At 68.9% G+C, this 23815-nt stretch carries 20 protein-coding genes; 14 read left to right on the top strand and 6 right to left on the bottom strand.

Annotated features, from left to right (window positions below; translation table 11 throughout):
- Positions 1-5 precede the first annotated feature (5 nt).
- The 7 genes from JAN5088_RS03090 to JAN5088_RS03120 all read left to right on the top strand — a co-directional run bounded on the left by JAN5088_RS03090 (position 6) and on the right by JAN5088_RS03120 (position 5445).
- A complete protein-coding gene (locus JAN5088_RS03090; protein WP_233489707.1) occupies positions 6-446 on the top strand; it encodes a TRAP transporter small permease in 441 nt (146 codons plus the stop codon).
- On the top strand, positions 443-1750 hold the full coding sequence (locus tag JAN5088_RS03095) for a TRAP transporter large permease (protein ID WP_055681355.1): 1308 nt from the start codon (positions 443-445) through the stop codon (positions 1748-1750). Before JAN5088_RS03090 ends, JAN5088_RS03095 begins: the two co-directional genes overlap by 4 nt.
- Before the next feature lie 30 nt (positions 1751-1780).
- Positions 1781-2491, top strand: coding sequence for a 3-oxoacid CoA-transferase subunit A (locus JAN5088_RS03100; RefSeq protein ID WP_055681356.1), 711 nt, complete (start codon positions 1781-1783; stop codon positions 2489-2491).
- Positions 2478-3128, top strand: coding sequence for a 3-oxoacid CoA-transferase subunit B (locus JAN5088_RS03105; RefSeq protein ID WP_055681357.1), 651 nt, complete (start codon positions 2478-2480; stop codon positions 3126-3128). The genes JAN5088_RS03100 and JAN5088_RS03105 overlap by 14 nt, the downstream gene beginning before the upstream one ends.
- Before the next feature lie 220 nt (positions 3129-3348).
- A complete protein-coding gene (locus tag JAN5088_RS03110; RefSeq protein WP_055681358.1) occupies positions 3349-4332 on the top strand; it encodes a DnaJ C-terminal domain-containing protein in 984 nt (327 codons plus the stop codon).
- Positions 4329-4655, top strand: a complete 327-nt coding sequence (locus JAN5088_RS03115) for a hypothetical protein (RefSeq protein ID WP_055681359.1) — start codon at positions 4329-4331, stop codon at positions 4653-4655. Before JAN5088_RS03110 ends, JAN5088_RS03115 begins: the two co-directional genes overlap by 4 nt.
- A 94-nt stretch (positions 4656-4749) precedes the next feature.
- Positions 4750-5445, top strand: a complete 696-nt coding sequence (locus JAN5088_RS03120; protein ID WP_055681360.1) for an RraA family protein — start codon at positions 4750-4752, stop codon at positions 5443-5445.
- A gap of 12 nt (positions 5446-5457) precedes the next feature.
- Here the strand turns inward: JAN5088_RS03120 and hemN are convergent, their stop codons facing one another.
- The 6 genes from hemN to JAN5088_RS03150 form a co-directional block, all read right to left on the bottom strand.
- The gene (gene hemN / locus JAN5088_RS03125; RefSeq protein WP_055681665.1) at positions 5458-6813 is read right to left on the bottom strand and encodes an oxygen-independent coproporphyrinogen III oxidase; all 1356 of its coding nucleotides are present in this window, start codon (positions 6811-6813) and stop codon (positions 5458-5460) included.
- A 71-nt stretch (positions 6814-6884) separates the two neighbouring features.
- A complete protein-coding gene (locus tag JAN5088_RS03130; protein WP_055681361.1) occupies positions 6885-9050 on the bottom strand; it encodes a phosphotransferase in 2166 nt (721 codons plus the stop codon).
- On the bottom strand, positions 9034-10857 hold the full coding sequence (locus JAN5088_RS03135) for an ABC transporter ATP-binding protein (protein ID WP_199502140.1): 1824 nt from the start codon (positions 10855-10857) through the stop codon (positions 9034-9036). Before JAN5088_RS03135 ends, JAN5088_RS03130 begins: the two co-directional genes overlap by 17 nt.
- Positions 10854-12005 carry a glycosyltransferase family 4 protein gene (locus JAN5088_RS03140; protein WP_199502141.1) on the bottom strand — a complete coding sequence of 384 codons (1152 nt, stop codon included), beginning with the start codon at positions 12003-12005 and terminating at the stop codon, positions 10854-10856. The genes JAN5088_RS03135 and JAN5088_RS03140 overlap by 4 nt, the downstream gene beginning before the upstream one ends.
- Complete coding sequence (locus JAN5088_RS03145) at positions 12002-13237, bottom strand: glycosyltransferase family 4 protein (protein ID WP_055681362.1); 1236 nt, start codon at positions 13235-13237, stop codon at positions 12002-12004. Before JAN5088_RS03145 ends, JAN5088_RS03140 begins: the two co-directional genes overlap by 4 nt.
- An 11-nt stretch (positions 13238-13248) precedes the next feature.
- Positions 13249-14487, bottom strand: coding sequence for a glycosyltransferase family protein (locus JAN5088_RS03150; RefSeq protein WP_055681363.1), 1239 nt, complete (start codon positions 14485-14487; stop codon positions 13249-13251).
- Between the two features lie 227 nt (positions 14488-14714).
- Here JAN5088_RS03150 and JAN5088_RS03155 point away from each other — a divergent pair, with 227 nt between their 5' ends.
- From JAN5088_RS03155 to JAN5088_RS03185, 7 genes are all read left to right on the top strand, one after another.
- A complete protein-coding gene (locus JAN5088_RS03155; protein ID WP_055681364.1) occupies positions 14715-16322 on the top strand; it encodes a sensor histidine kinase in 1608 nt (535 codons plus the stop codon).
- Positions 16322-17029 carry a response regulator transcription factor gene (locus JAN5088_RS03160; RefSeq protein WP_055681365.1) on the top strand — a complete coding sequence of 236 codons (708 nt, stop codon included), beginning with the start codon at positions 16322-16324 and terminating at the stop codon, positions 17027-17029. The genes JAN5088_RS03155 and JAN5088_RS03160 overlap by 1 nt, the downstream gene beginning before the upstream one ends.
- Positions 17030-17171: 142 nt before the next feature.
- Entirely contained in the window at positions 17172-19127 is a 1956-nt protein-coding gene (acs, locus tag JAN5088_RS03165; RefSeq protein WP_055681366.1) for an acetate--CoA ligase, read from the top strand.
- Positions 19128-19129: 2 nt separating this feature from the next.
- Positions 19130-19810 carry an adenylate kinase gene (locus JAN5088_RS03170; protein ID WP_055681668.1) on the top strand — a complete coding sequence of 227 codons (681 nt, stop codon included), beginning with the start codon at positions 19130-19132 and terminating at the stop codon, positions 19808-19810.
- 40 nt (positions 19811-19850) lie between these two features.
- Entirely contained in the window at positions 19851-20129 is a 279-nt protein-coding gene (locus JAN5088_RS03175; protein WP_055681367.1) for a DUF4212 domain-containing protein, read from the top strand.
- A 6-nt stretch (positions 20130-20135) separates the two neighbouring features.
- A complete protein-coding gene (locus tag JAN5088_RS03180) occupies positions 20136-21914 on the top strand; it encodes a sodium:solute symporter family protein (RefSeq protein WP_055681368.1) in 1779 nt (592 codons plus the stop codon).
- Between the two features lie 93 nt (positions 21915-22007).
- Complete coding sequence (locus JAN5088_RS03185) at positions 22008-23813, top strand: DUF294 nucleotidyltransferase-like domain-containing protein (protein WP_055681369.1); 1806 nt, start codon at positions 22008-22010, stop codon at positions 23811-23813.
- Positions 23814-23815 lie beyond the last annotated feature (2 nt).

Below are 23815 nucleotides of genomic sequence, written 5' to 3' on the forward strand. Positions count from 1 at the left end.
GTGCCATGCTGACGCGTATCCTGGAAATCCTGTCCATCGCCCTGCTGATGGGTCTGATGATGGTGACCGGGCTTGACGTGGTCGGCCGGTACTTTCTGAACGCGCCCCTGCCGGGCGCGTTCGAGCTGACCGAACTGATGCTCGCCGCGCTCGTGTTCGCGGCCCTGCCCCTCGTCGGGCGGGCCGGGGGTCATGTGGACGTCGACATCGTGACCGAGCATCTGCCCGCCCGACCGCGGCGGGCCATCGCCTTGGCCGTGGCGGCGCTCTGTGCGCTGGTCCTGTTGATCTTCGCCTGGCGGCTGGGCCTTCTGGGCGCGCAGCAGATGGCGGACGGGATGCGGTCCGAGTCGCTTCGCGTGCCCTTCGGCCCGCTGGCCTGGTTCGGCGCCGCGGCCTGCATCCTGGCCGCGGTGTTCGGCCTGATGCGCGGGGTGTCGAAGTGACCGAAGCCACCATCGGAATCGTCATCCTTCTGGGGCTGATCTTCCTCAGGATGCCCATCGCCTTCGCCATGTCCCTCGTGGGCGGCGTGGGGTTCGCGCTGATGCGGGACTGGAATGCGGCGGGGGCCATGGTCGGCAACGCCGTGTTCGAAACCGGCCTCAGCTATTCGCTCTCGGTCGTGCCGCTGTTCATCTTCATGGGCAACGTCCTGGCCAACTCCGGCATCGCCCACGGTCTGTTCGCCGGCGCAGACCGCCTGTTCGGCAGGATGAAGGGGGGACTCGCGCTCGCCACCGTGCTCAGCTGCGGCGGGTTTTCCGCCGTCTCGGGCTCATCGCTCGCGACCGCCGCGACCATGAGCCGGGTCGCCATGCCACCGATGCGGAAGTTCGGCTATTCCGACAGCCTGGCCGCCGGCTCCATCGCGGCGGGCGGCACGCTGGGCATCCTGATCCCGCCGTCGGTCATCATGATCATCTACGGCCTGCTCACCGAAAGCGACATCGGCAAGCTCTTCATCGCGGGCCTCCTGCCCGGCCTCCTGGGGATCGTGCTCTACATGGCCGCGGTCATTGTGGCCGTCCGCGTGCGCCCCGACCTGGCGCCCCCCGTGACCGAACCCTCCGCGATGACCGCACGAGACCGGATCGGCGCCTTCGGCACGCTGACGCTGTTCGTCTTCGTGATGGGCGGCATCTACGGCGGCTTCTTCACCCCGATCGAGGCGGCGGGCATGGGCGCGATCTTCTCGCTGGGGCTCGCCCTCCTGATCCGGGGTCTCGACTGGCCGGGCTTCGTCGATGCCTGCCGCCAGACGATCCATTCCTCGGGGATGATCTTCGCCATCATCATCGGCGCCGAGATCTTCTCGGCCTTCGTCAACTTCGCCGGATTGCCCGACGGATTGGTCGACATGGTCTACGACTACGATCTCTCGGCCTGGGGCGTCATCCTGATCATGGTGGCGATCTATCTGGTCATGGGCTGCGTGTTCGAAAGCCTGTCGATGATCCTGCTGACTGTGCCTGTCTTCTATCCGGTCGTCGTCCAGCTCGAATTCACCGGGCTGCTGGCCGACCCGGAGCTGGTGCTGATCTGGTTCGCCGTGATCGTCGTCGTCGTGACCGAGATCAGCCTGATCACCCCGCCCGTGGGCATGAACGTCTTCGTCCTGCGCTCGGTCCTCGACGACGTGTCGCTGGGCACCATCTTCCGGGGCGTCTTCCCCTTCTGGATCGCCGACATCCTGCGGCTGGCGCTGCTGCTGGCCCTGCCGGTCGTGTCGCTGGCCCTGCTTCTCTGAGGTCCGCGAAACCCCATCAAGGAGACCGACATGACCCCCCAGACCGCCCCACCGGATGCGCCCGCCGTCCCACATCCGTTGACGCCAGCCGAAGCGGCCGCGCTGGTGCCCGACGGCGCCCGCGTGATGATCGGCGCCTTCATGGGCGTCGGTACGCCGGGGCGGATCGTCGATGCGCTGATCGAACGCGGCGCCCGCGACCTGACGGTCATCGCCAACGATACCGCGCGCCCCGAAGTGGGCATCGGTCGGCTGATCGCCGCGGGCTGCGTGCGACGGGCGATCGTGGCGCACATCGGCACCAACCCCGAAACCCAACGCCGGATGATCGCGGGCACCATCGACGTCGAACTCGTCCCGCAGGGCACGCTGGCCGAACGGATCCGCGCGGCGGGGGCGGGCCTCGGCGGGGTTCTGACACCCACCGGCCTCGGCACGGTGGTCGAGGAAGGCAAGCGCCGGATCGAGGTGGAGGGGCAGGACTATCTTCTGGAATTGCCGCTCCGCGCCGATGTGGCGCTGATCGCGGCACGCAGCGCCGACCACATGGGCAATCTCGTCTATTCCCTGACGGCGCGCAATTTCAACCCGGTGATGGCCATGGCCGCCGCTCTCGTCATCGCCGAACCCAACGAGATCGTGCCGGTGGGCGTGCTGCCCCCCGACGCCATCCACACACCGGGCGTTCTGGTGGATCATCTCGTCCGCCGGGGGGAAAGGATCGATCATGGACACGCGTGAACGCATCGCCAGACGGGTCGCGCTGGAATTGCGCGACAACTCCCTCGTCAACCTCGGCATCGGTCTGCCGACGCTCGTGGCGCGCTACGTCCCCGCCGGGATGCGGATCAACTTCCAGTCCGAGAACGGCATCATCGGCTTCGGCGCCCGCCCCCCCGAGGGGATGGAGGATGTCCACCTGACGGATGCGGGCGGCGCCTTCGTCTCGGCCCAGCCGGGCGCGGTGTCCTTCGATTCCGTCATGTCCTTCGCGCTGATCCGCGGAGGGCACATCGACCTGACCGTTCTGGGCGGCCTCCAGGTCGACCGGCACGGACGGCTCGCGAACTGGATCATCCCCGGCAAGCTGGTTCCGGGCATGGGCGGTGCCATGGACCTCGTGACCGGGGCGCGCCGGGTGATCGTGGCCATGAACCACACCCAGAAGGGAACGCCCAAGATCGTCGAGACGCTGACCCTGCCGCCGACGGCGGACCGCGCTGTCACGATGATCGTCACCGAGCTCGGCGTGATGGAACCTTCGCCCGAAGGGCTCGTCCTGACCGAAGTCACCGAGGGCGTCGAGGTGGAGGCCGTCGTCGCGGCAACCGACGCCCCCCTCATCATCAGCCCCGACCTGCGCCTCATGGCCAGCTGACGCGCGACGGAAGACCGGCCCGCGTCCCATCCGACGCGCGCCGCCTCAACCCGCGTGGCCTCCGCCTGGACGTCTTGCTGGACACGAGCGCCGGGGGCTCAAAGCCGCCTCTCCCTGCTGGCCTCCCGCAAAACTTTCGCGTTGACCGCTGCAACCCATGGCCCTCCGGTCCCGTTGGTATAGTGTTCCTGACGACGTGACGTGACCGGAGCCGAACTGCATGGCCGATGACCCCTACGCCGCGCTCGGCGTGTCGAAAACCGCTGACACGGCCGAGATCAAGAAAGCCTATCGCCGGATTGCCCGCACCGCGCATCCCGATCTCCACCCCGACGATCCGACGGCGGAGGCGAGGTTCAAGGCGGCATCGGCTGCCTACGACCTCTTGAAGGACCCGGAGCAGAGGGCCCGGTTCGACAGGGGCGAGATCGACGCCCAGGGGGCGGAGCGCGCGCCTCGGGGCTATTACCGCGATGCCGCCGGCGGGAGGGACGATACCTACAGCACGCGCGGCTTCGGCGGGCGGCAGGCTGGGCCGGACATCGACCCCGACGATATCTTCGCGCAGTTTTCCCGGCGCGGCGCGCGCGGGAATCCTTTCGAAGGCTTCGGCGGATTCGGGGGCGACGCGCGGGGTGGCCGGTTCGACATGCCCGGCCAAGATCGGCACTACACCCTTCAATTGTCGTTTCTGGACGCCGTTCGAGGTACCAGAACGCGCATCACCCTGCCCGAAGGGGGCGATCTTGCAGTCACCATTCCCGAAGGCGCGGCCGATGGCCTGACGCTGCGGCTGCGTGGCAAAGGCGGGCCGGGCCTGGGCGACGGGCCACCCGGCGACGCCTATGTCACCCTGTCGGTTGCCGACGACCCGGTCTTCTCCCGCGATGGCGACGACATCCGCGTGGGCCTGGACATCGCCATCGACGAGGCGGTGCTGGGGGCCAAGGTTCCCGTGCCGACCATTGACGGCGAGGTGAACGTCACCGTCCCGCCGGGCGCCAGTTCGGGCCAGACCCTGCGGCTGCGCGGGCGCGGTGTGAGCCGGCGCGGCGGTGGCCGGGGCGATCAGCTGGTCGAGCTGCGGATCGTCTCGCCGGCGACCATCGACGACGACCTGAAACAGTTCATGGAACGCTGGCGGCGCGAGCACGCCCATGATCCGCGCCAGCGTCAGGACCGGAAGCGAAAGGCGAAGCCGTGACCCGCCAGTACACTGCCGAACAGCTGATCGAGGCGATCCCCGCGCTCACCCCCGACAGGTTGCTGAGCTATGTCCACCTGTCCATTCTCAGCCCGGTCCAGACCGATGCGGGGCCAGCCTACCGCGAGATCGACATCAAGCGCGTCACGCTTCTGTGCGAACTGACCGACGACCTCGATCTGGACGACAACGCCCTGGTCATCGTCATGTCGCTGCTGGATCAGCTGCACGGGACGCGCGCGCGGCTCGACACCGTCATGCGCGTCCTCTCGGACGAACCACCCGAGATCAAGGGGCGCATCGCCGGTCGCCTGATCGACTGACACCGCGGACCGGGGAATGGCGCAAAGGCACGATGTCGATTGCGCTTCTCCGCGCCGTCGGGAATGCTCCAGCGGACCCGGCACGGAGCTTTCGATGACCGAACCCGAGATCTGGACCGCCCTGCGGCGCGTCGATACGCCGACTGTCTGCAACGCCATCGAGGTGATCGAAGGACGGCGCGGCTTTTCCGGCTTCACGCCCCACGCCCTGATCCCGTCGCACCCCGATGCCCCGGCGATGGCCGGTCGCGCCCGCACGTCGCGCATCCGTTCGGCCGCCCCGGACCCTGCGCCGAAGGACGAGGTCCGCGCCCGTCGGATGGAGTACTTCCGCCATATGCACAGCGCTCCCGCCCCCTCCATCGCCGTGGTGGAGGACATGGACGGCGACGATGCAATCGGTGCCTGGTGGGGCGAGGTTCACGCGCGCATCCACAAGGCGTTCGGCCTCGCCGGGGCCATCACCAACGGTCTCATCCGCGATCTGGGCGACCTGCCCGCCGATTTCCCGATCCTCGGCGGGGCGGTCGGGCCAAGCCACGGTTTCGTCCATGTCGTCGACAGCGGCACCCCCGTGACGATCGGCGGCCTTCGCATCGCCGACGGCGACGCGCTACATGCCGACCGGCACGGCGTCGTCGCGATCCCGGAGGATTATCTCGCCGACCTACCCGCCGCCATCGACCGGCTTGCCCGGATCGAGGGAACCGTGCTCGACCACGTTACCGACGGTCTCGACTTCGAGACCTTTGAAAAACTGTGGCAGGATTTCGAGAACGCCCGCGTCTGACGGCAGCCCCCGTCAGGACGCCTTGGAATATTTCGCCTCGACGTGGCCATAAGCGTCGTAGGCCTGCGCGATCATCCGCGTCACGGCATGCCCCTCGGGCAGGATCACGATGCGCCGGCCCTCGCGGACGACGACGCTGCCGAACCGTTCCAGAACTTGCGCGTGGACCGCATCCAGCGCCGACACGTCCGACCCGAAGTCCCTTTCAAGCTCCTCGAGGTCCAGCGCGAACTCGCACATCAGCATCTCGATGGCGCGGGCGCGCATCAGGTCCTCGCCGCCGTGGCGGTGGCCGCGTGCGCCCGCCAGCTCTCCGGCCTTGATCCGCTGTGCGTAGGCCGGGGTGGCCGCGGCGTTCTGCACGTATCCCTGCGGCAGCTTCGAGACCGAAGATGCGCCGACCCCGATCAGCGCGGCGCAGACATCGTCGGTGTAGCCCTGGAAGTTCCTGCGCAGCCGACCCGTCCGGGCTGCCACGGCCAGCCCGTCGTCGGGGCGCGCGAAATGGTCGATGCCGATGACCTCCATCCCGCTTGCCACGATGCGGTCGGCGGCCAGACGGGCCAGGGCGTGACGCCCCTCGCCATCGGCCAGCGCGGTCTCGTCGATCAGCTTCTGGCGCGGCGACATGTGCGGGACATGGGCATAGCCGAACAGCGCGATCCGGTCCGGCGCCAGGTCCAGCACGTGATCCAGCGAAGCGGCGATGCGTTCCTCGGTCTGGTGGGGCAGCCCGTAGACGAGATCGGCGTTCAGCGACCCGACGCCCGCCTGCCGCAACTGGTCCACGCAGGTACGCGTCGTCTCGAGGCTCTGCTCCCGGCCGATCGCGGCCTGCACCTCGGGCGCGAAATCCTGGATGCCGATGCTGGCGCGGGTCATGCCGGTTTCGGCCAACGCGGCGATCTTGTCGGCGTCCACCATGGTCGGATCGATCTCGACCGAGAAATCGAGATCATCGGTCGGAGCGATGGTTTCCATGATCGACCCGGCCAGCCGCCGGATCATCTCCGGCGCCAGGATCGTCGGCGTCCCCCCGCCCCAGTGCAGCCGCGCCATCCGCAGGCCTTGCGGCAGGACCTGCGCCATCAGCGCCAGCTCCGCCTCCAGCGTGTCGAGATAGGCCACGACCGGCGACAGGCTGGTGGTCCCTTGCGTCCGGCAGGCGCAGAACCAACACAGCCGCTCGCAGAACGGGATGTGGACATAGACCGACACCGGCACCGCGGGGTCCAGCGCGGCAAGCGCCTGCGCCTGGAACCCGGCCTCCGCGTCCCGCGTGAAGGCGGTCGCGGGCGGATAGCTGGTGTAGCGCGGCGCCCGCGCATCGAATAGGCCGAGGGCCCGGAGTTGGGTCAGGTTTTCCATGGCGCCGTCTTGGCCCATCCGGGACGGCGCATCTTTGTCCTGCGTCAAGTTCCTGCGGTTATTTGCCGATTTCAACCGACCGTGACGCCAACCTCCGGCAGGGCCAGGTCGGCCTCGATCTTCTCGATCAGCGCATCGGTCGTATGGCGCCGCCCCGGAAGACCAAGGCTCAGGTTGATGTGACGTCCCAGGGCGACCAGACGAAGAACGGCCACCCGCGCAGGGTCCAGCCCCGGACGCAGGTCTTCGTAGCCCGCCAGAAACGCCTGCCGATGCTCGGCGAGCGCCATCGCATCGCCATGGTGACGCAGCCCGGCTTCGTCGAGATGGGCCAGCAAGTTCGCGACGTCGATCGTCGGATCGCCCTTCGCGAACAGGTCGAGGTCCAGCAGCCAGACATGCCTGTCGTCGACCAGCACCTGATCGGGATAGAAGTCGCGGTGGATGCCGGTCACGGCGCCCTGCCCCAATCCTTCCGTCAGGCGCCTGGCGCCGACCGCGATCGCGTCGATCCGCGCCGCCTGCCCCGGCAGCGCCTTGCCGGCTGCAGCCAGGGCCCGGTCCAGAACGCCAAGTTCATCGTCCATGGACCAGTCGCGTGGCGCCCTTGTTCCGGCACCGTGCAGCCGCGCCAGCGCCTCGCCCGTCCGCCGTGCGGGTCCGGTCTCCGACCCGGGCCGCAGGAGATCGGTCAGGACGCGGCCCGGAACCTCCTCCTGAAGCCAGAGCGCGGGCCGGGCGACCATGCCCCGCACTTTGGGCACGCCCACGCCCCCGGAACCCTGCCCGTCCAGTCCGGCGGCCCGCAGCGCGTCGTGAACTTTCGGCGTCCGCAGGTCCGGTCCCTTGGCGCGCAGCTTGCCCAAAAGCGGCACCTTGGTCCCGTCGTCCAGATCCATGTCATAACGGACCAGTGCGCGTCGCCCCGGCTTGTGCCGCAGAAGGTCGACGCCCACGACTTCGACCCCTTGCCCCAGAGCGTGCTCCAGCAGCGGCCGCATGACCGCGGGGTCCAGAGCATCCGTCAGGTCGGGAAGGCCCGGATCGAGGGGCCGCAGCACCTCCTCCGCGCGGGCGATCAGGCGGCGCGTCCTGTCGGGCCAGTCGGGACGGCGCTCGCGGAACCCTTCGGCGGTCAGCGCCAGCAGCGCGCGGGCATGTTGAACGGCGATCACGTCGCGCGCGACCCTGCCGCCCGCTTCCGCATATCCGTCAAGGAACCCCACGGCTGTTCCGTCGATGGAGCCGCCGTCCAGCGCCAGGACATCCTGGTGCGCGAGGAAGCTGCCGATATCGCGGGCCGGATCCCCCGTCGCCGCGCGGTCCCAGTCGATGATCGTCGCCCGCCCTTCGTGCACCAGCACCTGATCGGCGCTGAAATCGCCGTGGATCGGGGTTGGCGCGAAGTCGGTCCGCAACAGGCGTGCCGACGCCGCCGCCACCGGGCCGGCGGCCAACCCCCCGAGGCCGGGAGAGAGCGCGGACAGCGTCTCCGGCACCGCGCGAAGCTCCTCGGTCTCCTCAGCCCGACGAACCGTGGCCCGCGGTCGCACCGACGTCCGATGCAGGCGTGCCAGTGCGATGCCAGCCGCCCGGCCCTGCGCGGCTCCGCCCGAGAGGGGGTCGCCCGGCAGCCAGGGCCATGCGATGCAGTGACGGCGCTTCGATACCCCAAGGATGGCGGGTCCGCCGTGCGCCTCGGCGATCCGCGCGCCGTCCAGCGCGGCTGCGAATTCGCGGGGCGCGTAGGCCTTGATCAACGCGGCGCGACCGTTGCCGTCCACCCGGATCACCAGCCGCCGCCCCGCCTTGTAGCGCAACAGCCTGACGCCGCCGCCCGGAGCGAAGCCGGTCAGCCGCTTCAGGAACGCCGCGCCCCGGGCGGCATCCGCGATGCGTCGTGCGCCCTTCAGCTTGCGGTCGCGACGCAGGGGCACGACGGTCAGGCAGGCTTCCCCGTCCACGATCACGGGAGCGTCCTTGCCCTGCCACTCGGGCCGGTCGCGCACTTCGGCGTGTCGCGCGGGCGTATGGGCCATGACCGCCACCGCCCCAAGTCCGCCATCGACCGGCCCCAGCGTCACCACGCAGCTCGTCCCCGGCTTGTAGCGCAGATAGAGCGGCCGCATCGGCCCGAGGTGCAGGCGCGCGCAAAGCGCCTCCGCGTCGAGCACCAGCCCGAGGCCGGGCAGCGCCGTATCGCGCGCGACGATGGCCGCGTCAGCCTGCGACAGCACGGCGCGCGTCCTCCCCTCCGGCCCACATCGCCGCGTAGCGACCACCGGCCGCCATCAGGGCGGCGTGGGATCCGTCCTCCGCGATCCGGCCGCCGTCCAGATGCAGGATTCGCCCGGCCCGTGCGGCCATGGTCAGGTCGTGCGTGACGAGGAAGGTCGTACGCCCCTCCGCCAGCCGCCAGATCGCCTCGGTCACTGCGGCCTCGCTCGTCCGGTCGAGCCCCACGGTCGGCTCGTCCAGGATCAGGACGGGCGCACGACGCAGCGCCGCGCGGGCGATGGCGATGCGTTGCCGCTGACCGGCCGACAGCGTGGCGCCGCGTTCGGCGATGACAGTGTCGTATCCATCGGGTTGCGCCGCGATGAAGCCATGGGCATTGGCCAGCCGCGCGGCGGCCTCGATCTCCTCCGGCGTGACCTCGCGCCCCGCGCCAAGGGCGATGTTCTCGGCCAGGGTGCCGCGAAAAATCAGCGTTTCCTGGGGGACCAGCGCGATGTTGGCCCGCAGGCTGGCCAGCGTCAGCGATCGAAGGTCGTGCCCGTCGATCAGCACGCGCCCGCGCGCCGGATCGTAAAGCCGCGGGATCAGGCTGGCGAAGGTCGATTTGCCCGCACCGGACGGGCCGGTGATCGCCACCATCTCGCCGGAAGCTACATCGACCGACAGGCCGTTGAGCGTGGGCGCGCCGGGGCCATAGCCGAAGGTCACGTCCTCGAAGGTCACGCGGCCGTCCAGCTGGGGCGCGGCAACGGCGCCCCGCGCATCGCGCACCTCCGGCACCTCGTCCAGCAGGGCGACGACGCGCTCGCCCGCCGCCGCGGCCTTGGCCAGCCGGGCCGTATATTTCGCGTATTCGCGCACCGGGCGGAACGTGTTCTTCAAATACGTGAAGAAGACCAGCAAGTCGCCCGGCGTGATCTGCCCCGCCATTACCTGACGCGCCCCGAAGAACAGGACGATGGCGAGCCCGAGGCCGGTCAGCAGGTCCACCGACCGCTCCAGCCCCGCCGCGAGCCGCTTGCCCTTCACGCCCGCGCGCAAGTCGCGCGCACTGGCCGCGCCGAAGTCGTCGGACGCGCGATCTTCCAGCCCGAGTGCCTGGATCGTACGGATGCCGGCCATCGTCTCGGCCCCGGTCGAAGCCAGTTCCCCCTCGCGCTTGCGCTGCGCCCGGCTGACATCGCGAATGCGCCGCGTCAGGCGCAGCGACACCAGCCACAGAAGCGGCAGCGGCGACAGCGCCAGCAACGCCAGCCGCCAGTCGAGGAACAACATCACCGTCAGCATGCCCCCCAGAACCAGCAGGTTCGCGGCCAGAGGCAGGGCGGCGGTGACGGCCGTTTCCTTGAGCATCCCCACGTCGCTGACCAGCCGCATGGTCAGGTCGCCCGTGCGCGACCGCGCGTGGAACCCCAGCGACAGCGTCTGAAGGTGGCGGAACAGGTCGGTCCGCACCGCCGTCAGGACCCGCGTGCCCACCAGCGCGAACCCCACGGTGGACAGATACTGGAACAGCGCCTTGAACCCGACGATGGCGACCAGCCCGACCGAGCACAGCGCCAGCAGCGTCATGGGCGGCAGGCTGGCGACGGTTGCGCCTTCGCCCGCCACGGTCGGCACCACGCGGTCGATGACGAACTTGAGTGGCCAAGGCTCCAGCAACTTCATCGCCGTGGCCGCCAGCAGCGCCACGACCGACCCGCCCAGCACGGCCCGATGACCGCGCAGATAGGGCGCGAGCCGCGTCATGACGTGACGCAGGCTCGGCATGACCTCCGTCAGCTTGTCCTTGCGGTGCTTGCTCATGCCGCATCCTTTGCGGCGAGGCCCGCGGATGCCAGGACCCGTCGGGCCACCCCGTCCCAGGTGTGATGGGCCAGCACGTCGGCACGGGCGGCATCGCCCAACCGCGCGCGAAGGTCCGGGTCCGCGGCCAGCCGCGCCAGCGCATCGGCCAACGCACCCGCGTCGTCCGGTGGGCAGAGCAGGCCGGTGCCGGGGTCTATGACCTCCTCCAGATGACCGACACGGCTGGCCACGACGGGCAACCCGGCGGCCATGTATTCATAGATCTTGAGCGGCGAGAAATAGAACGCCTGGCCGCCGGCATAGGGGGCGACGGCCGTGTGCATCCGGGCGAGGCATCCCGGCACCTCGGCCGCCGTCACCGCGCCCGGAAAGCCCGCGGCCCCGGTCAGCCCCAGGGCATCCAACCGATCCTCCAGAAACTGCCGTTCCGGCCCGTCGCCGACGATCAGCAGCCGCGCGTCCGGCACCGTCCCCTCGCGCAGGATGCCGAATGCCTCGATCAGGGTCCGCACGTCGTGCCATGGCTTGAGCGTGCCGAGGAATCCCACGGTGAACGGACCCCGTGGCCGGGGGACCGTCGGAAAGCGGTCGGGGTTCACGGCATTCGGAATGACCTCCACCCGCTGCGCTCCGAAGTCCTGCACGTATCGCGCCACCTGCGGCGAGACGGCGGTGACGAGCGATGCGGCGCCCAACGCGCGCCGCGCGCTGTCGCGGGCCGCATCGGGCAGGGCGAGCGTGCGATGGCGCGACTGCTCCTCGATCAGCGGCGCGTTCACTTCGAGCACGGCGGGGATGCGCCGCTCCGCCGCCCATTCCATCGCACCGTGGCCGAACAGCGCATGACGCTCATAGACCAGATCGAATGGTCCGGCGGCGTCGAGCGCCGCGCGGACAGCGGCGTTCTGCTCCAGCAGCGCCCGCTCCCGCACCTCGGGGTCGCCCTTGGGCGACGGCGCGAGCCGCAGGCGTCGGACGGGATCGAGGTCGGCGGGGCCATCATCGTCGAGGCGCGGCGAAATCAGGACGGCTTCCGCGCCAAGGTGCAGAAACGCGCGCAGCATCTCCTGCACGTGGATCGACGCGCCCTTGGCGCCGAAGACGGGGATGCCGGGGTCGGTACAGACATAGGCGATCCGCATCATGCCGCCCCCCTTTCGCAAGTCGCAGCCCCGGTCGCCGCGGCGAAGATGTCGCGCAACTGCGCGGTGTTTCGCCGGATGTCGAACTCCCGCTCGATCAGGTCGCGTGCCGACCGCGACAGGCGTTTCCCGCACTCCGGGTCGTCCAGAAGCGAGGCGATGGCGTCGGCCAGGGCCGGCGCGTCGCGCTCCGGCACACAGAACCCTGTCTCGCCGTCGCGCACCAGCTCCGGGATGCCGGTCACGTCGGTGGCGACGCAGGGCGTGCCCAGCGCCATCGCTTCCAGCAGGACGGTGGGCAGCCCGTCGCGGTTGCCGTCCTCGCCCACCACGCAGGGGCAGGCGAAGACGGCCGCGTCGCGCAGAGCGGCGATGACCTCGGCCTGCGGACGGGGGCCGTCCAGCCGGACCACGTCGCCCAACCCCGCCTCGGCGATCTGCGCGGCAAGGGCCGGGCCCTGCTCGCCCGCACCGATGATCCGGCAGGTCGCCTTTTGGCCGCGGTCGCGCAGGAGGCCCATCGCCTCGATCAGGACGTCGAAGCCCTTCTTCTCGATGAGGCGACCCACGGCCAGCACCTCGGTCCCGCGCTCCGACGGAAGTGCATGAGTGAAGCGGTCGAGGTCCAGCCCATTGTAGAGCCGCACCACATTGCCCGCCGCGTCGCCGTAGCGGTCGCGCAGGAACGAGACGTTGTAGTCCGAAACCGTCACCGCCGTCGCGGCATCGCGCAGTTTCCGCTCCAGCTCCACCGGTTCGTCGTAGTCGTGATAGATGTCCTTGGCATGTGCGGTGAAGCTGTACGTGATGCCCGCAAGCCGCGCCGCAAGCCGCGCCACCGTGGTCGAGACGGTGCCGAAATGGGCGTGAAGGTGCCCCACCCCGCGCTCATGGCAGGCCAGCGCCACCACGATGGCCTGCGCCACATCGCGCCCGGCCGCGCCCTCGATCGTCGCCAGCGCGTCCCAGCCGCCGGGCAGCCGGTCGCGCGCATCGCATATCAGCGACCAGAGCGCGTCGGGGGTGCGGAAGCTGTCAGGCACGCGGGTGACGAGTGCGCGGACCTGGCCCAGCATGTCCTGGAAATGCGTCTCCTCCACGGAGCGGAGGGCGAAGATCTCGATCTCCAACCCCGCCGCCTCATGAGCCAGGATCTCGGTCAGGATGAAGGTCTCGGAGAAGCGTGGATAGCGCTTCAGGACGTATCCGATCTTGCAGTCGGGCAGCGTGGGCATCAGTGTCTCCTTCAACTCGCGACCCGCAGGTCATGCGGCGCGGTCAGCATCCGGGCGGTGAAATCGCGCACCCGGTCCAGACCGGACATGTCGAGTGCAATGGCACCGGCCAGAGGTTCGGAAACCGCCCGACCCAGCCAGTCTCCCAACGCGTCAGGCGTCAGGTCGTCCGGCAGCATCATGTTGATCAGACCGCGTGCCGCCAGCCGCTCGGCCCGCAGGACCTGTTCCGCGCGGGGCACCGCACGCGGCACGATCAGCGCGGGCCGCCCCAGCGACAGCACCTCGCAGACGGTGTTGTAGCCGCCCATCGCGACGATGCGGGCGGCACCCGCCATGAGGGCGAGCGGCTCGCTCACGAAATCCACAACGGTCATGTCGTCGCGCCCGGCGGCGTGGCCGCGCATCTCCTCCCGCAGGCCGCCGGGCATCTGACTGCCGGTGATGAGGATGCCCCGGTGGCCGGCGGGCATGGGTGCCCGAAGGAACGCCTCCGACACCTCGGCGCCATCGCGGCCGCCGCCCACGGTGCAGAGGACGTAAGGTCGGGGATCGCCAGCCAGGATCCTGTCGCGTTCCCGTATCGCCAGCGGCGCGGCCAGCCGTCCGCTGTGGTCCAGGTATCCGGTGAAGCGGCTGCGGTCGCCCATGACGGCATCGAACCCGCAATCGGCCAAAAGGTCATAGAACGTCGGGTCGCCATAGACCCAGACCGCATCGAACCAGCGCGACACGGCCTCGAAGTTGCGCTGCTGCGCCCACTGCCGGTGGACGGCATCCGGGGTGTCGATGACATCGCGCAGCCCCAGCACGACGCGGGTCCGTCCGCGACGGCGCAGGGCGGCGAGCGTGGGGTCCAGTTCCTGCTGCGCGCCGCGGGGCACGTTGTCGACGATCATCAGGTCGGGGTCGAAAGCCAGGACGGCCGCTTCGATCGTCCGCGCCCGGAGCGCCGCGAGGGCGGCAAGATCGCCCCCCAGATCGCGCGGACGATAGGTTCCGTCGACGCCCTTGGCATAGGCGGGAAGGCTGATGCAGTCGACGCCGGGGGGCAGTTCGAATGCCCCCGCCTCGCGCATGCCCGTTATCATCAGGACCTGCGGCGCCGGCTCCATCTGCCGCAGGGCCGCGGCGATCAGCAGGTTCCGCCGCAGATGCCCGAAGCCCAGCGTGTCATGGGAGTACAGGACGATCCGAGGGGCCGTCCGGCCAAGCGCCATCGATCGCGTGCTGTTCGCCGCGTGAAACATGTTCGTCTCCGTCCTGTCATCTGTGCCCTGGCCCATCGGGCCGGCCGTGCGGCAAAGGGGCCTGGGCGGCCGCTCCGTCACCGCAAGAGATGTGATAACGGCCCTCAGGTTTCAAATTAGAAGATCATTAGAAGCCCGGCCCCCGGTTCCCCCTGCCTGCCCGCGCGTCTAACCTGAGCGTCAGAACGCCCCATGCAAATCGCACCGGCCCACCACGGAACCTGTCCATGCGCATCCGCACGAAAATCCTGTCGAGCCATGCGATCCTCGCCGCGACGGTCGCGCTGATCTGCGTGGTCATCATCTTCACCCTGCGGGTGGCCGACGGAAACCGGCGCCAGCTTGCCGCTTCATACGAGCAGCTTCGCAACATCGACCTGATCGCGACCGAGGCGAACCACTATGTCGAGCAGATCGCGGAACTCATCATCATCGGGCCCCAGGGGGCGGACATGGAGCATGCCCGAGCCGCCCTTCGCAGTCATATCGCCACCCAGCGCGTCCTGATCGCGGGCGAGATCGACTGGCTCCAGGATCCCGAGGAACGGGACGGTGAAATAGCCGAGCTCGCCCTGATCGACCGGATCGAGGCGCTGGTGGACGATCTGGACGAAGTCTATGCGCGGCTGTCTTCGGAGCTGGCAGCGGGGCGGCGCGACGTGGCCGACGCGCTCTACCGCGACGAGGTGGAGGACAGGCTCGACGACGAGCTCGGCGCCCTCATCGCGGAGGTTCTGGCCCGCGAGCAGGATGAAGCCGAGAAAAGCCTTGCCGCCTCCGCTCGCCTGTCGAGACAGTCCATCTGGCTCGCCTCCGGCCTTGTACTGGTGGTGGCGACGCTGGGGGCGGTGAACGTCGTGATGCTGAACCGCACCGTCCTGCGCCCCGTCACCGCGCTGGCGGAAGCCGCAGATGCCGTCGGTCGGGGCGACCTGTCGCATATCGTCGAGCCCGGCAGCGAGGACGAGCTGGGCCATCTGGCGCAACGCTTCAACAGGATGACGCGCCAGATCCTCGATCAGCGCGATGCCCTGCAGAGCACGAACGAGACGCTTGAACGACAGGTCGCCGAACGCACCGCCGAGCTGTTCGCCCGGTCCGAGGAGCTTGAAACCGTGAACGCCCGCCTGCGCGAGATCGACACCAGCCGCGCCCAGTTCTTCGCCGACATAAGCCACGAGTTGCGGACCCCCCTCACCATCCTGCGCGGACAGGCGGAGATCGCCCTCCGGCGGCGCGACGCCACCCCGGAGCAGGTCCGCGAGACGCTGGAAGCCGTCGTTCGCAAGGCCGGCCAGATGGGGCGGCTGGTGGAGGACATGCTGTTCCTCGCCCGCTCCGAGCATGGTGCCGTGGGGGTCGAGCTGGAGCCCGTCACCCTTCAGGAAATCGTCAGCGAGACGCTTCTGGACAGCCAGACCCTTGCCCGGCGCAAGGGCATCGTCCTGTCGCCCCGGCAGCCGCTCGACCCCGTGATCGTGCAGGGCGACGCGGACCGGCTGCGGCAGGCATTGCAGATCACGCTCGACAACGCGATCAAGTTCGGACCCGAGAACAGCACGGTGCGCATCGCGCTCGAGACGTCGGACGGCCGCGCCGTCATCCGCGTGCAGGACGAGGGGCCGGGGTTCGCGGAGGCCGAGTCCGAGCGCGTCTTCACCCGATTCTACCGGGGCGAGGCCAATCGCGGAAAGACCGGCCGCGGTTCCGGGCTGGGGCTGTCCATCGCCAAGTGGATCGTCGAGCGTCATTCGGGCGCCATCGGCGTGGACGGCAGCGCGGAAACGGGCGCGACGGTGACGATCGACCTGCCCCTCGCGGCCGGGGCGGCCTGATGGCGGCCCGCCTGCTGATCGTGGAGGACGACGCCGAGATCGCGGACTTCCTCGCCACGGGTCTCGGGGCCGAAGGATATGACGTGACCGTCCGCCCCGACGGACGCGACCTGCCCGCCCTTGTGAGGGACGGCGACTTCGCGCTGGTCATCCTCGACCGGATGCTGCCCGACGCGGAGGGAGCCGAACTTTGCCGCCGCCTGCGGGAGGCGGGCGAGGACGTGATGATCCTGATGCTGACGGCGCGCGACGCCCTGGGCGACAAGCTGGAGGGGCTGCGCGCCGGGGCCGACGACTACATGACCAAGCCCTTCGCGTTCGAGGAACTGCTGGCGCGGCTCGAGGTCCTGCTGCGGCGCACGGGGTCCGGGGTGTCGGTGCCCGATGCCGTGACGGTGGGGGACATCCGGCTCGACCGTTCGCTCAAGACCGCGCAGCGGGCGGGTCAGGAACTGGAACTGACCGCGACGGAATTCGCCCTCCTCGACTATTTCGTCGAGAATGCCGGACGGGTCGTCAGCCGGATGGAGATCCTGCGGCAGGTCTGGGGCTACGACTTCGATCCGCATACCAACATCGTCGAGGTCTATATCGCCTATCTGCGCAGGAAACTTGACCGCGCGGGCCCGGCAGGCACGATCCAGACGGTGCGCGGGTTCGGCTATCTGCTCGCGGACGATCGATCATCGTCCGACGCCGCTTTGTGAATTAATTTACTAAAAACCGCGCACGGCCTGTCATTATTTTTACCAGACCTCCGGGCGCTTCTGAAATGGACTTATCCGATCGGGAATCGGCCCCTACAAATTTACGCAACGTCCGACACAGACATTTGACCGGAGGACTTCCATGAACGTGACCCCCAAGACCCATCCCCCCTCGCCTGAGTTCGCCGCGAATTCCCATGCGGACCGGCCGCGGTACGACGAGATGTACCGCCGCAGCATCGACGATCCGGAGGGGTTCTGGGGCGAAGCCGGGCGCGAACTGGACTGGATTCGGCCCTACACCAAGGTCAGCGAGTCTCGCTTCGACCAGGGCGACGTGTCGATCGAATGGTTCGGCGACGGCACCCTGAACGTCGCGGCCAACTGCGTCGACCGCCATCTGGCCGACCGTGCCGACCAGACCGCGATCCTGTGGGAGCCAGACGATCCGTCCGAGGAAGCGCTGCATATCACGTACCGCGAGCTGCACGGGCGGGTCTGCCGCTTCGCCAACGTGCTGAAGCGGCTGGGGGTGGAGCGCGGCGACCGCGTGGTGATCTATCTGCCGATGATCCCCGAAGCCGCCGTCGCGATGCTCGCCTGCGCGCGCATCGGCGCAATCCATTCCATCGTCTTCGCGGGCTTCTCGGCCGACGCCCTGGGCGCACGCATCAACGGCTGCGACGCCAAGGTCGTCATCACCGCCGACGGCGCCCCCCGCGGTGGCCGCGTCACCAACCTCAAGGACAACGTCAACAAGGCGCTGCTGCACGACACCGACGACGTTAAGTGCCTGATCGTGCGCCGCACGGGCCAGCAGATCGCCTTCCGCCCCCAATCGGACTACTGGCTGCACGAGGAGGAGGCGCAGGTCTCCGACGACTGCCCGCCGGAGGAGATGAGCGCCGAGGATCCGCTGTTCATTCTCTATACCTCCGGCTCCACCGGCCAGCCCAAGGGCGTGGTCCATACGACTGGCGGATACCTTCTCTATGCGGCGATGACGCATCGCTACGTCTTCGACCACCACGACGGCGACATCTTCTGGTGCACCGCCGATGTGGGCTGGGTCACGGGGCACAGCTACATCGTCTACGGCCCTCTCGCCAACGGCGCGACGACGGTGATGTTCGAGGGCGTGCCGACCTACCCCGACGCCGGGCGCTTCTGGGCGGTCTGCGACAAGCATCAGGTCACCCAGTTCTACACCGCCCCCACCGCGTTGCGCGCGCTGATGGGCCAGGGCGACAGCTTCGTCGAACCCTACGACCTGTCGTCGATCCGTGTGCTGGGCACCGTGGGCGAGCCCATCAACCCCGAGGCGTGGAACTGGTACGACCGCCAGATCGGCAAGGGCCGCTGCCCCATCGTCGACACCTGGTGGCAAACCGAAACCGGCGGCCACCTGCTGACCCCCCTGCCCGGCGCCATCCCGACCAAGCCTGGTTCCGCCACGCTGCCTTTCTTCGGCATCCGCCCCGTCGTGCTGGAGCCCGAGAGCGGCAAGCGCATCGACACCACCGAGGCCGAAGGCGTGCTCTGCATCGAAGCCTCTTGGCCCGGGCAGATGCGGACGGTCTGGGGCGATCACAAGCGCTTCATGGACACCTATTTCCAGCAGTATCCCGGCTACTATTTCACGGGCGACGGCTGCCGCCGCGACGAGGACGGCTACTACTGGATCACCGGCCGCGTGGACGACGTGATCAACGTCTCGGGCCACCGCATGGGCACCGCCGAAGTCGAGAGCGCGCTGGTCGCCCACGAGAAGGTCGCCGAGGCCGCGGTCGTGGGCTTTCCCCACGACGTCAAGGGCCAGGGCATCTATGCCTACGTCACCCTGATGAACGACGTCGAGCCGACCGAAGACCTGCGCCGCGAACTCGAACGCTGGGTCCGGTCCGAGATCGGCCCCATCGCCAAGCCCGACCTGATTCAGTGGGCGCCAGGCCTGCCCAAGACCCGGTCCGGCAAGATCATGCGCCGCATCCTGCGCAAGATCGCCGAGAACGATCCCGATTCCCTTGGCGACACCTCGACGCTCGCGGACCCCTCCGTGGTCGACGACCTTGTCGAAAACCGCATGAACAGGGGATGAAGATGGACGGACAGATGCAGGCGGCGCCGGTTCTCGTCCTGCTCGGGCCTCCGGGCGCGGGCAAGGGGACGCAGGCGCGGGTATTGGAGGAACGCTTCGGCCTGATCCAGCTTTCGACGGGCGATCTGCTGCGCGCCGCCGTGCGCGAAGGGACGCAGGCCGGTCAGGCCGCAAAGGCCGTGATGGAGGCCGGGGGACTGGTGTCGGACGACATCGTCCTCTCGATCCTGGACGACAGGCTGGCGCAGCCCGACGTGACGCGCGGGATCATCCTCGACGGCTTTCCCCGGACGGGCGCACAGGCCGAGGCGCTCGACGGGTTGCTGGCGCGGCGCGGAATGGCCGTCGGTGCGGCGATCGCGCTGACCGTGGACGACGAGTCCATGGTGGAGCGGATCTCCGGGCGGCACACCTGCGCCGGCTGCGGCGAAGGCTATCACGACAGCTTCAAGCCCACGGCCGCGCCCGGCATCTGCGACGCCTGCGGCGGCACCGAACTCACGCGGCGGGCCGACGACACGGCCGAGACCGTGGCCGCCCGCCTTCAGGCCTATCACGCCGAAACGGCGCCCCTGATCGACCATTTCGAATCCCGGGGCGTCCTGCTGCGTGTCGATGCGATGCGGTCCATCGCCGACGTCTCGATGGCGCTCGCCGCCATCGTCCGGGCATTGAAGCCCTAACAAGAAGCCGACGACCGGCACCAACGGAGGAGACAGGCCAATGGCCGACAGACCGAATACCGCGGCCCAGACGGACGGGACCGCCTACTGGAAGGCGAACCTTCGCCTCATCTACATCTGCCTTGCCATCTGGGGCCTTGTCAGCTTCGGCTTCGGCATCCTCTTGCGGCCCCTTCTGTCGGGTATCCGCGTGGGCGGCACCGACCTGGGCTTCTGGTTCGCGCAGCAGGGGTCCATCCTGGTCTTCCTGGTGCTGATCTTCTTCTACGCGTGGCGCATGAACAAGCTCGACCGCGACTTCGGCGTCGACGAGGAGTAAGGGCACATGGATCAGTATACCCTCAACCTGATTGTCGTGGGCGCCAGCTTCGCGCTCTACATCGGCATCGCGATCTGGGCCCGCGCGGGCACCACCGCGGAATTCTACGCCGCCGGGCGCGGCGTGCACCCGGTCATGAACGGCATGGCCACGGCGGCCGACTGGATGTCGGCGGCCTCGTTCATCTCGCTCGCCGGCATCGTCGCCTTCGCTGGCTATCCGGCCAGCGCCTATCTGATGGGCTGGACCGGCGGCTATGTCCTGCTGGCGCTGCTTCTTGCGCCCTACCTTCGCAAGTTCGGCAAGTTCACCGTGCCCGAGTTCATCGGCGACCGGTTCTACAGCCCGACCGCGCGACTGGTCGCGGTCGTCTGTCTCATCATCGCCTCGACGACCTACGTCATCGGGCAGATGACCGGCGCGGGCGTCGCCTTCTCCCGCTTCCTCGAAGTGTCGAACGAGACGGGTCTCTACATCGGTGCGGCCATCGTCTTCATGTACGCCGTTCTGGGCGGGATGAAGGGCATCACCTACACGCAGGTCGCGCAGTATGTCGTGCTGATCATCGCCTACACGATCCCGGCGATCTTCATCTCGCTCCAGCTGACCGGCAATCCGGTTCCGCCGCTGGGCCTGTTCAGCGACTACACTCCCACGGGCGAGCCGCTGCTCGCGCGGCTGAACGAGGTGGTGCAGGACCTGGGCTTCAACTCCTATACCGCGCAGGACGGATCGCCGCTGGCGGTGATGAACATGGTCCTGTTCACCCTGTCGCTGATGATCGGCACCGCGGGCCTGCCCCACGTCATCATCCGCTTCTTCACCGTTCCCCGCGTGGCCGACGCCCGCTGGTCGGCGGGTTGGGCGCTGGTGTTCATCGCGCTGCTCTACCTGACCTGCCCCGCTGTGGGCGCGATGGCGCGGCTCAACATCATCGACACGATCTATCCCAACGGCACCGCCTCCGAACCCATTTCCTACGAGGAGCGGCCGGACTGGATCCGCAACTGGGAAGTCACCGGCCTCATCACCTACGAGGACAAGAACGGCGACGGTCGGATCGAGTACTACAACGCCGACAACGCCACCTTCGCGGCCGAGGCCGAGACGCGCGGCTGGCAGGGCAGCGAGCTCACCGTCAACAACGACATCCTCGTCCTCGCCAACCCCGAGATCGCGCAGCTTCCCGGTTGGGTCATCGCGCTGATCGCGGCGGGCGGGCTTGCCGCGGCGCTGTCGACGGCGGCGGGCCTGCTGCTCGCCATCTCCTCGGCGGTCAGCCACGACCTGATCAAGGCCACGATCAACCCGAACATCTCGGAAAAGGGTGAGCTTCTGGCCGCCCGGATCTCGATGGCGGTGGCGATCGCGGTGGCGACGTGGCTGGGCCTGAACCCGCCGGGCTTTGCCGCGCAGACCGTGGCGCTGGCCTTCGGGATCGCGGCGGCGACGATCTTCCCGGCGCTGATGATGGGCATCTTCTTCAAGCGCATCAACGACACGGGTGCCGTCGCGGGCATGTTGACCGGCCTCATCTTCACGGTGGTCTACATCTTCATGCACAAGGGCTGGTTCTTCATCCCCGGCACGGCCCAGTTCCCGGACACGATCTCGGACTCGCTGCTGGGCATCCAGTCCACGGCCATCGGGTCGGTGGGGGCCATCCTGAACTTCACGGTGGCCTTCCTCGTGGCGCGCAGCACCAAGCCCACGCCGGAGCACATCCGCGAACTGGTCGAAAGCGTCCGCATCCCCCGCGGGGCCGGCATCGCGGTCGACCACTGACACCTCTGGCGGGCGCGCGTTGCGCCCGCCATCCAAATCCGGTTCCCGCCTGCCCCGTCGGCCGGCGGGGACCGCCTTGAAGGGAATTCCTGGATGACGACCGCCGAATTCCTCGCCCTCATCCACCCCTGGGACAGGCTTCCGGCCGAGACGCTCGACGACGTCGCGGCCGCCTTCCAGACGCAGACCCTGGCCTCCGAACAGACGATCTATCGCGCCGGCGACACGCTGGACGGCCTCTACGTCGTCCGCACCGGCCGGGTCGAGGTGACGGACGCCGACGGCGCTCTCCTGTCGTCGCTGGGGCCGCGCAACACCTTCGGCGAGCGGGGGCTGATGCGGGACGGCCGCGCCGTCACCAGCGCCCGCGCCATCGATGCGACCGAACTTCTGATGCTTCCCGCGGACAGGTTTCGCCGCCTGATCGACGCGGAGCCCGGTTTCCGCGACTTCTTCTCCCGCACGCGCGCCGCCGCCCTGCCCCGCCGCAGCCTGGCCGAAACGCGGGTTGCCGACCTCATGACCGCCGAACCCCGGACCGTCGCGCCCGACACCACGCTGGCCGAGGCAGCGCGGATCATGCGGGACGGCGGTTTCTCCTCGCTGATGGTGGCCGACGGCGGCGGCCTGCGCGGCATCCTGACGATCCGCGACATCTCGGCGCGGGTGGTGGCCGAACGGATGGATCCGGACGCGCCCGTCATGCGGGCGATGTCGGCCGATCCCGTCAGCCTGACGCCCGACGCCATCGGGTCCGACGTGCTGCACCTGATGATGGAGCGGGGCATCGGCCATGTCCCCATCGTGGGCGACGGGGGCCTGGTGGGGATTGTCACCCAGACCGACCTCACCCGGTTCCAGGCCGAAAGCTCGGCCGAGATCATCGGCGACGCCGCCCATGCGCCCGATGTAGACAGCCTGGCCGCCATAACCCATCGCATCCCCCGCCTGCTGGCGCAGCTTGTCGGCGCGGGGACACGTCACGACGTGACCACCCGGCTCATCACCGACGTGGCCGATGCGGTCACGCGCCGCCTGCTCGCCCTGGCAGAGGCTGAGCTTGGTCCGGCGCCGGTCCCGTGGCTCTGGCTCGCCTGCGGCAGCCAGGGACGGCGCGAACAGACGGGTGTGTCGGATCAGGACAACGTCCTGATGCTGTCCGACGACGCCAGACCTGAGCACGACGCCTGGTTCTCCGCGCTGGCGCGCTTCGTATCCGATGGTCTGGACAGCTGCGGCTACGTCTTCTGCCCGGGCGACATGATGGCCACGAACCCGCGCTGGCGGCAGCCTCTCCGCGTCTGGCGCGGCTATTTCCAGGGCTGGATCGCCCGCCCCGACCCAATGGCGCAGATGCTTGCGTCGGTCATGTTCGACCTGCGGCCCATCGGCGGCGACCGGTCCCTGTTCGAAGGGCTGGAAGTGGAGACGCTGGAGGCCGCTTCGCGCAATTCCATCTTCGTCGCGCACATGGTGTCGAACTCGCTGAAGCATGCGCCCCCCCTGAACATCTGGCGCGGTCTCGCGACCGGGCGGTCGGGCGAGCATCGTGACCGGATCGACCTCAAGATGAACGGCGTGGTCCCTGTGACCGACCTGGCGCGCATCTATGCATTGCGCGGTCGCCTGACGGCGGTGAACACCCGTGCCCGGATCGAGGCCGCCCGCGACGCCGATATCGTCTCGCAAAGCGGCGGACGCGACCTTCTGGCAGCCTACGACCTGATCGCGCAGACCCGTCTCGACCATCAGGCCGCGCAAGTGCGCCACGGCAGCGTGCCGGACAACCTGATGGCGCCCGCGACCCTCGGGGCGTTCGAACGCAGCCACCTGCGCGATGCCTTCGTCGTCGTGCGCACCATGCAATCGGCGGCCGCCCAGGGCCGCGGACTGCCATGACC

The sequence above is a fragment of the Jannaschia rubra genome, assembly GCF_001403735.1.
Classification (GTDB): domain Bacteria; phylum Pseudomonadota; class Alphaproteobacteria; order Rhodobacterales; family Rhodobacteraceae; genus Jannaschia; species Jannaschia rubra.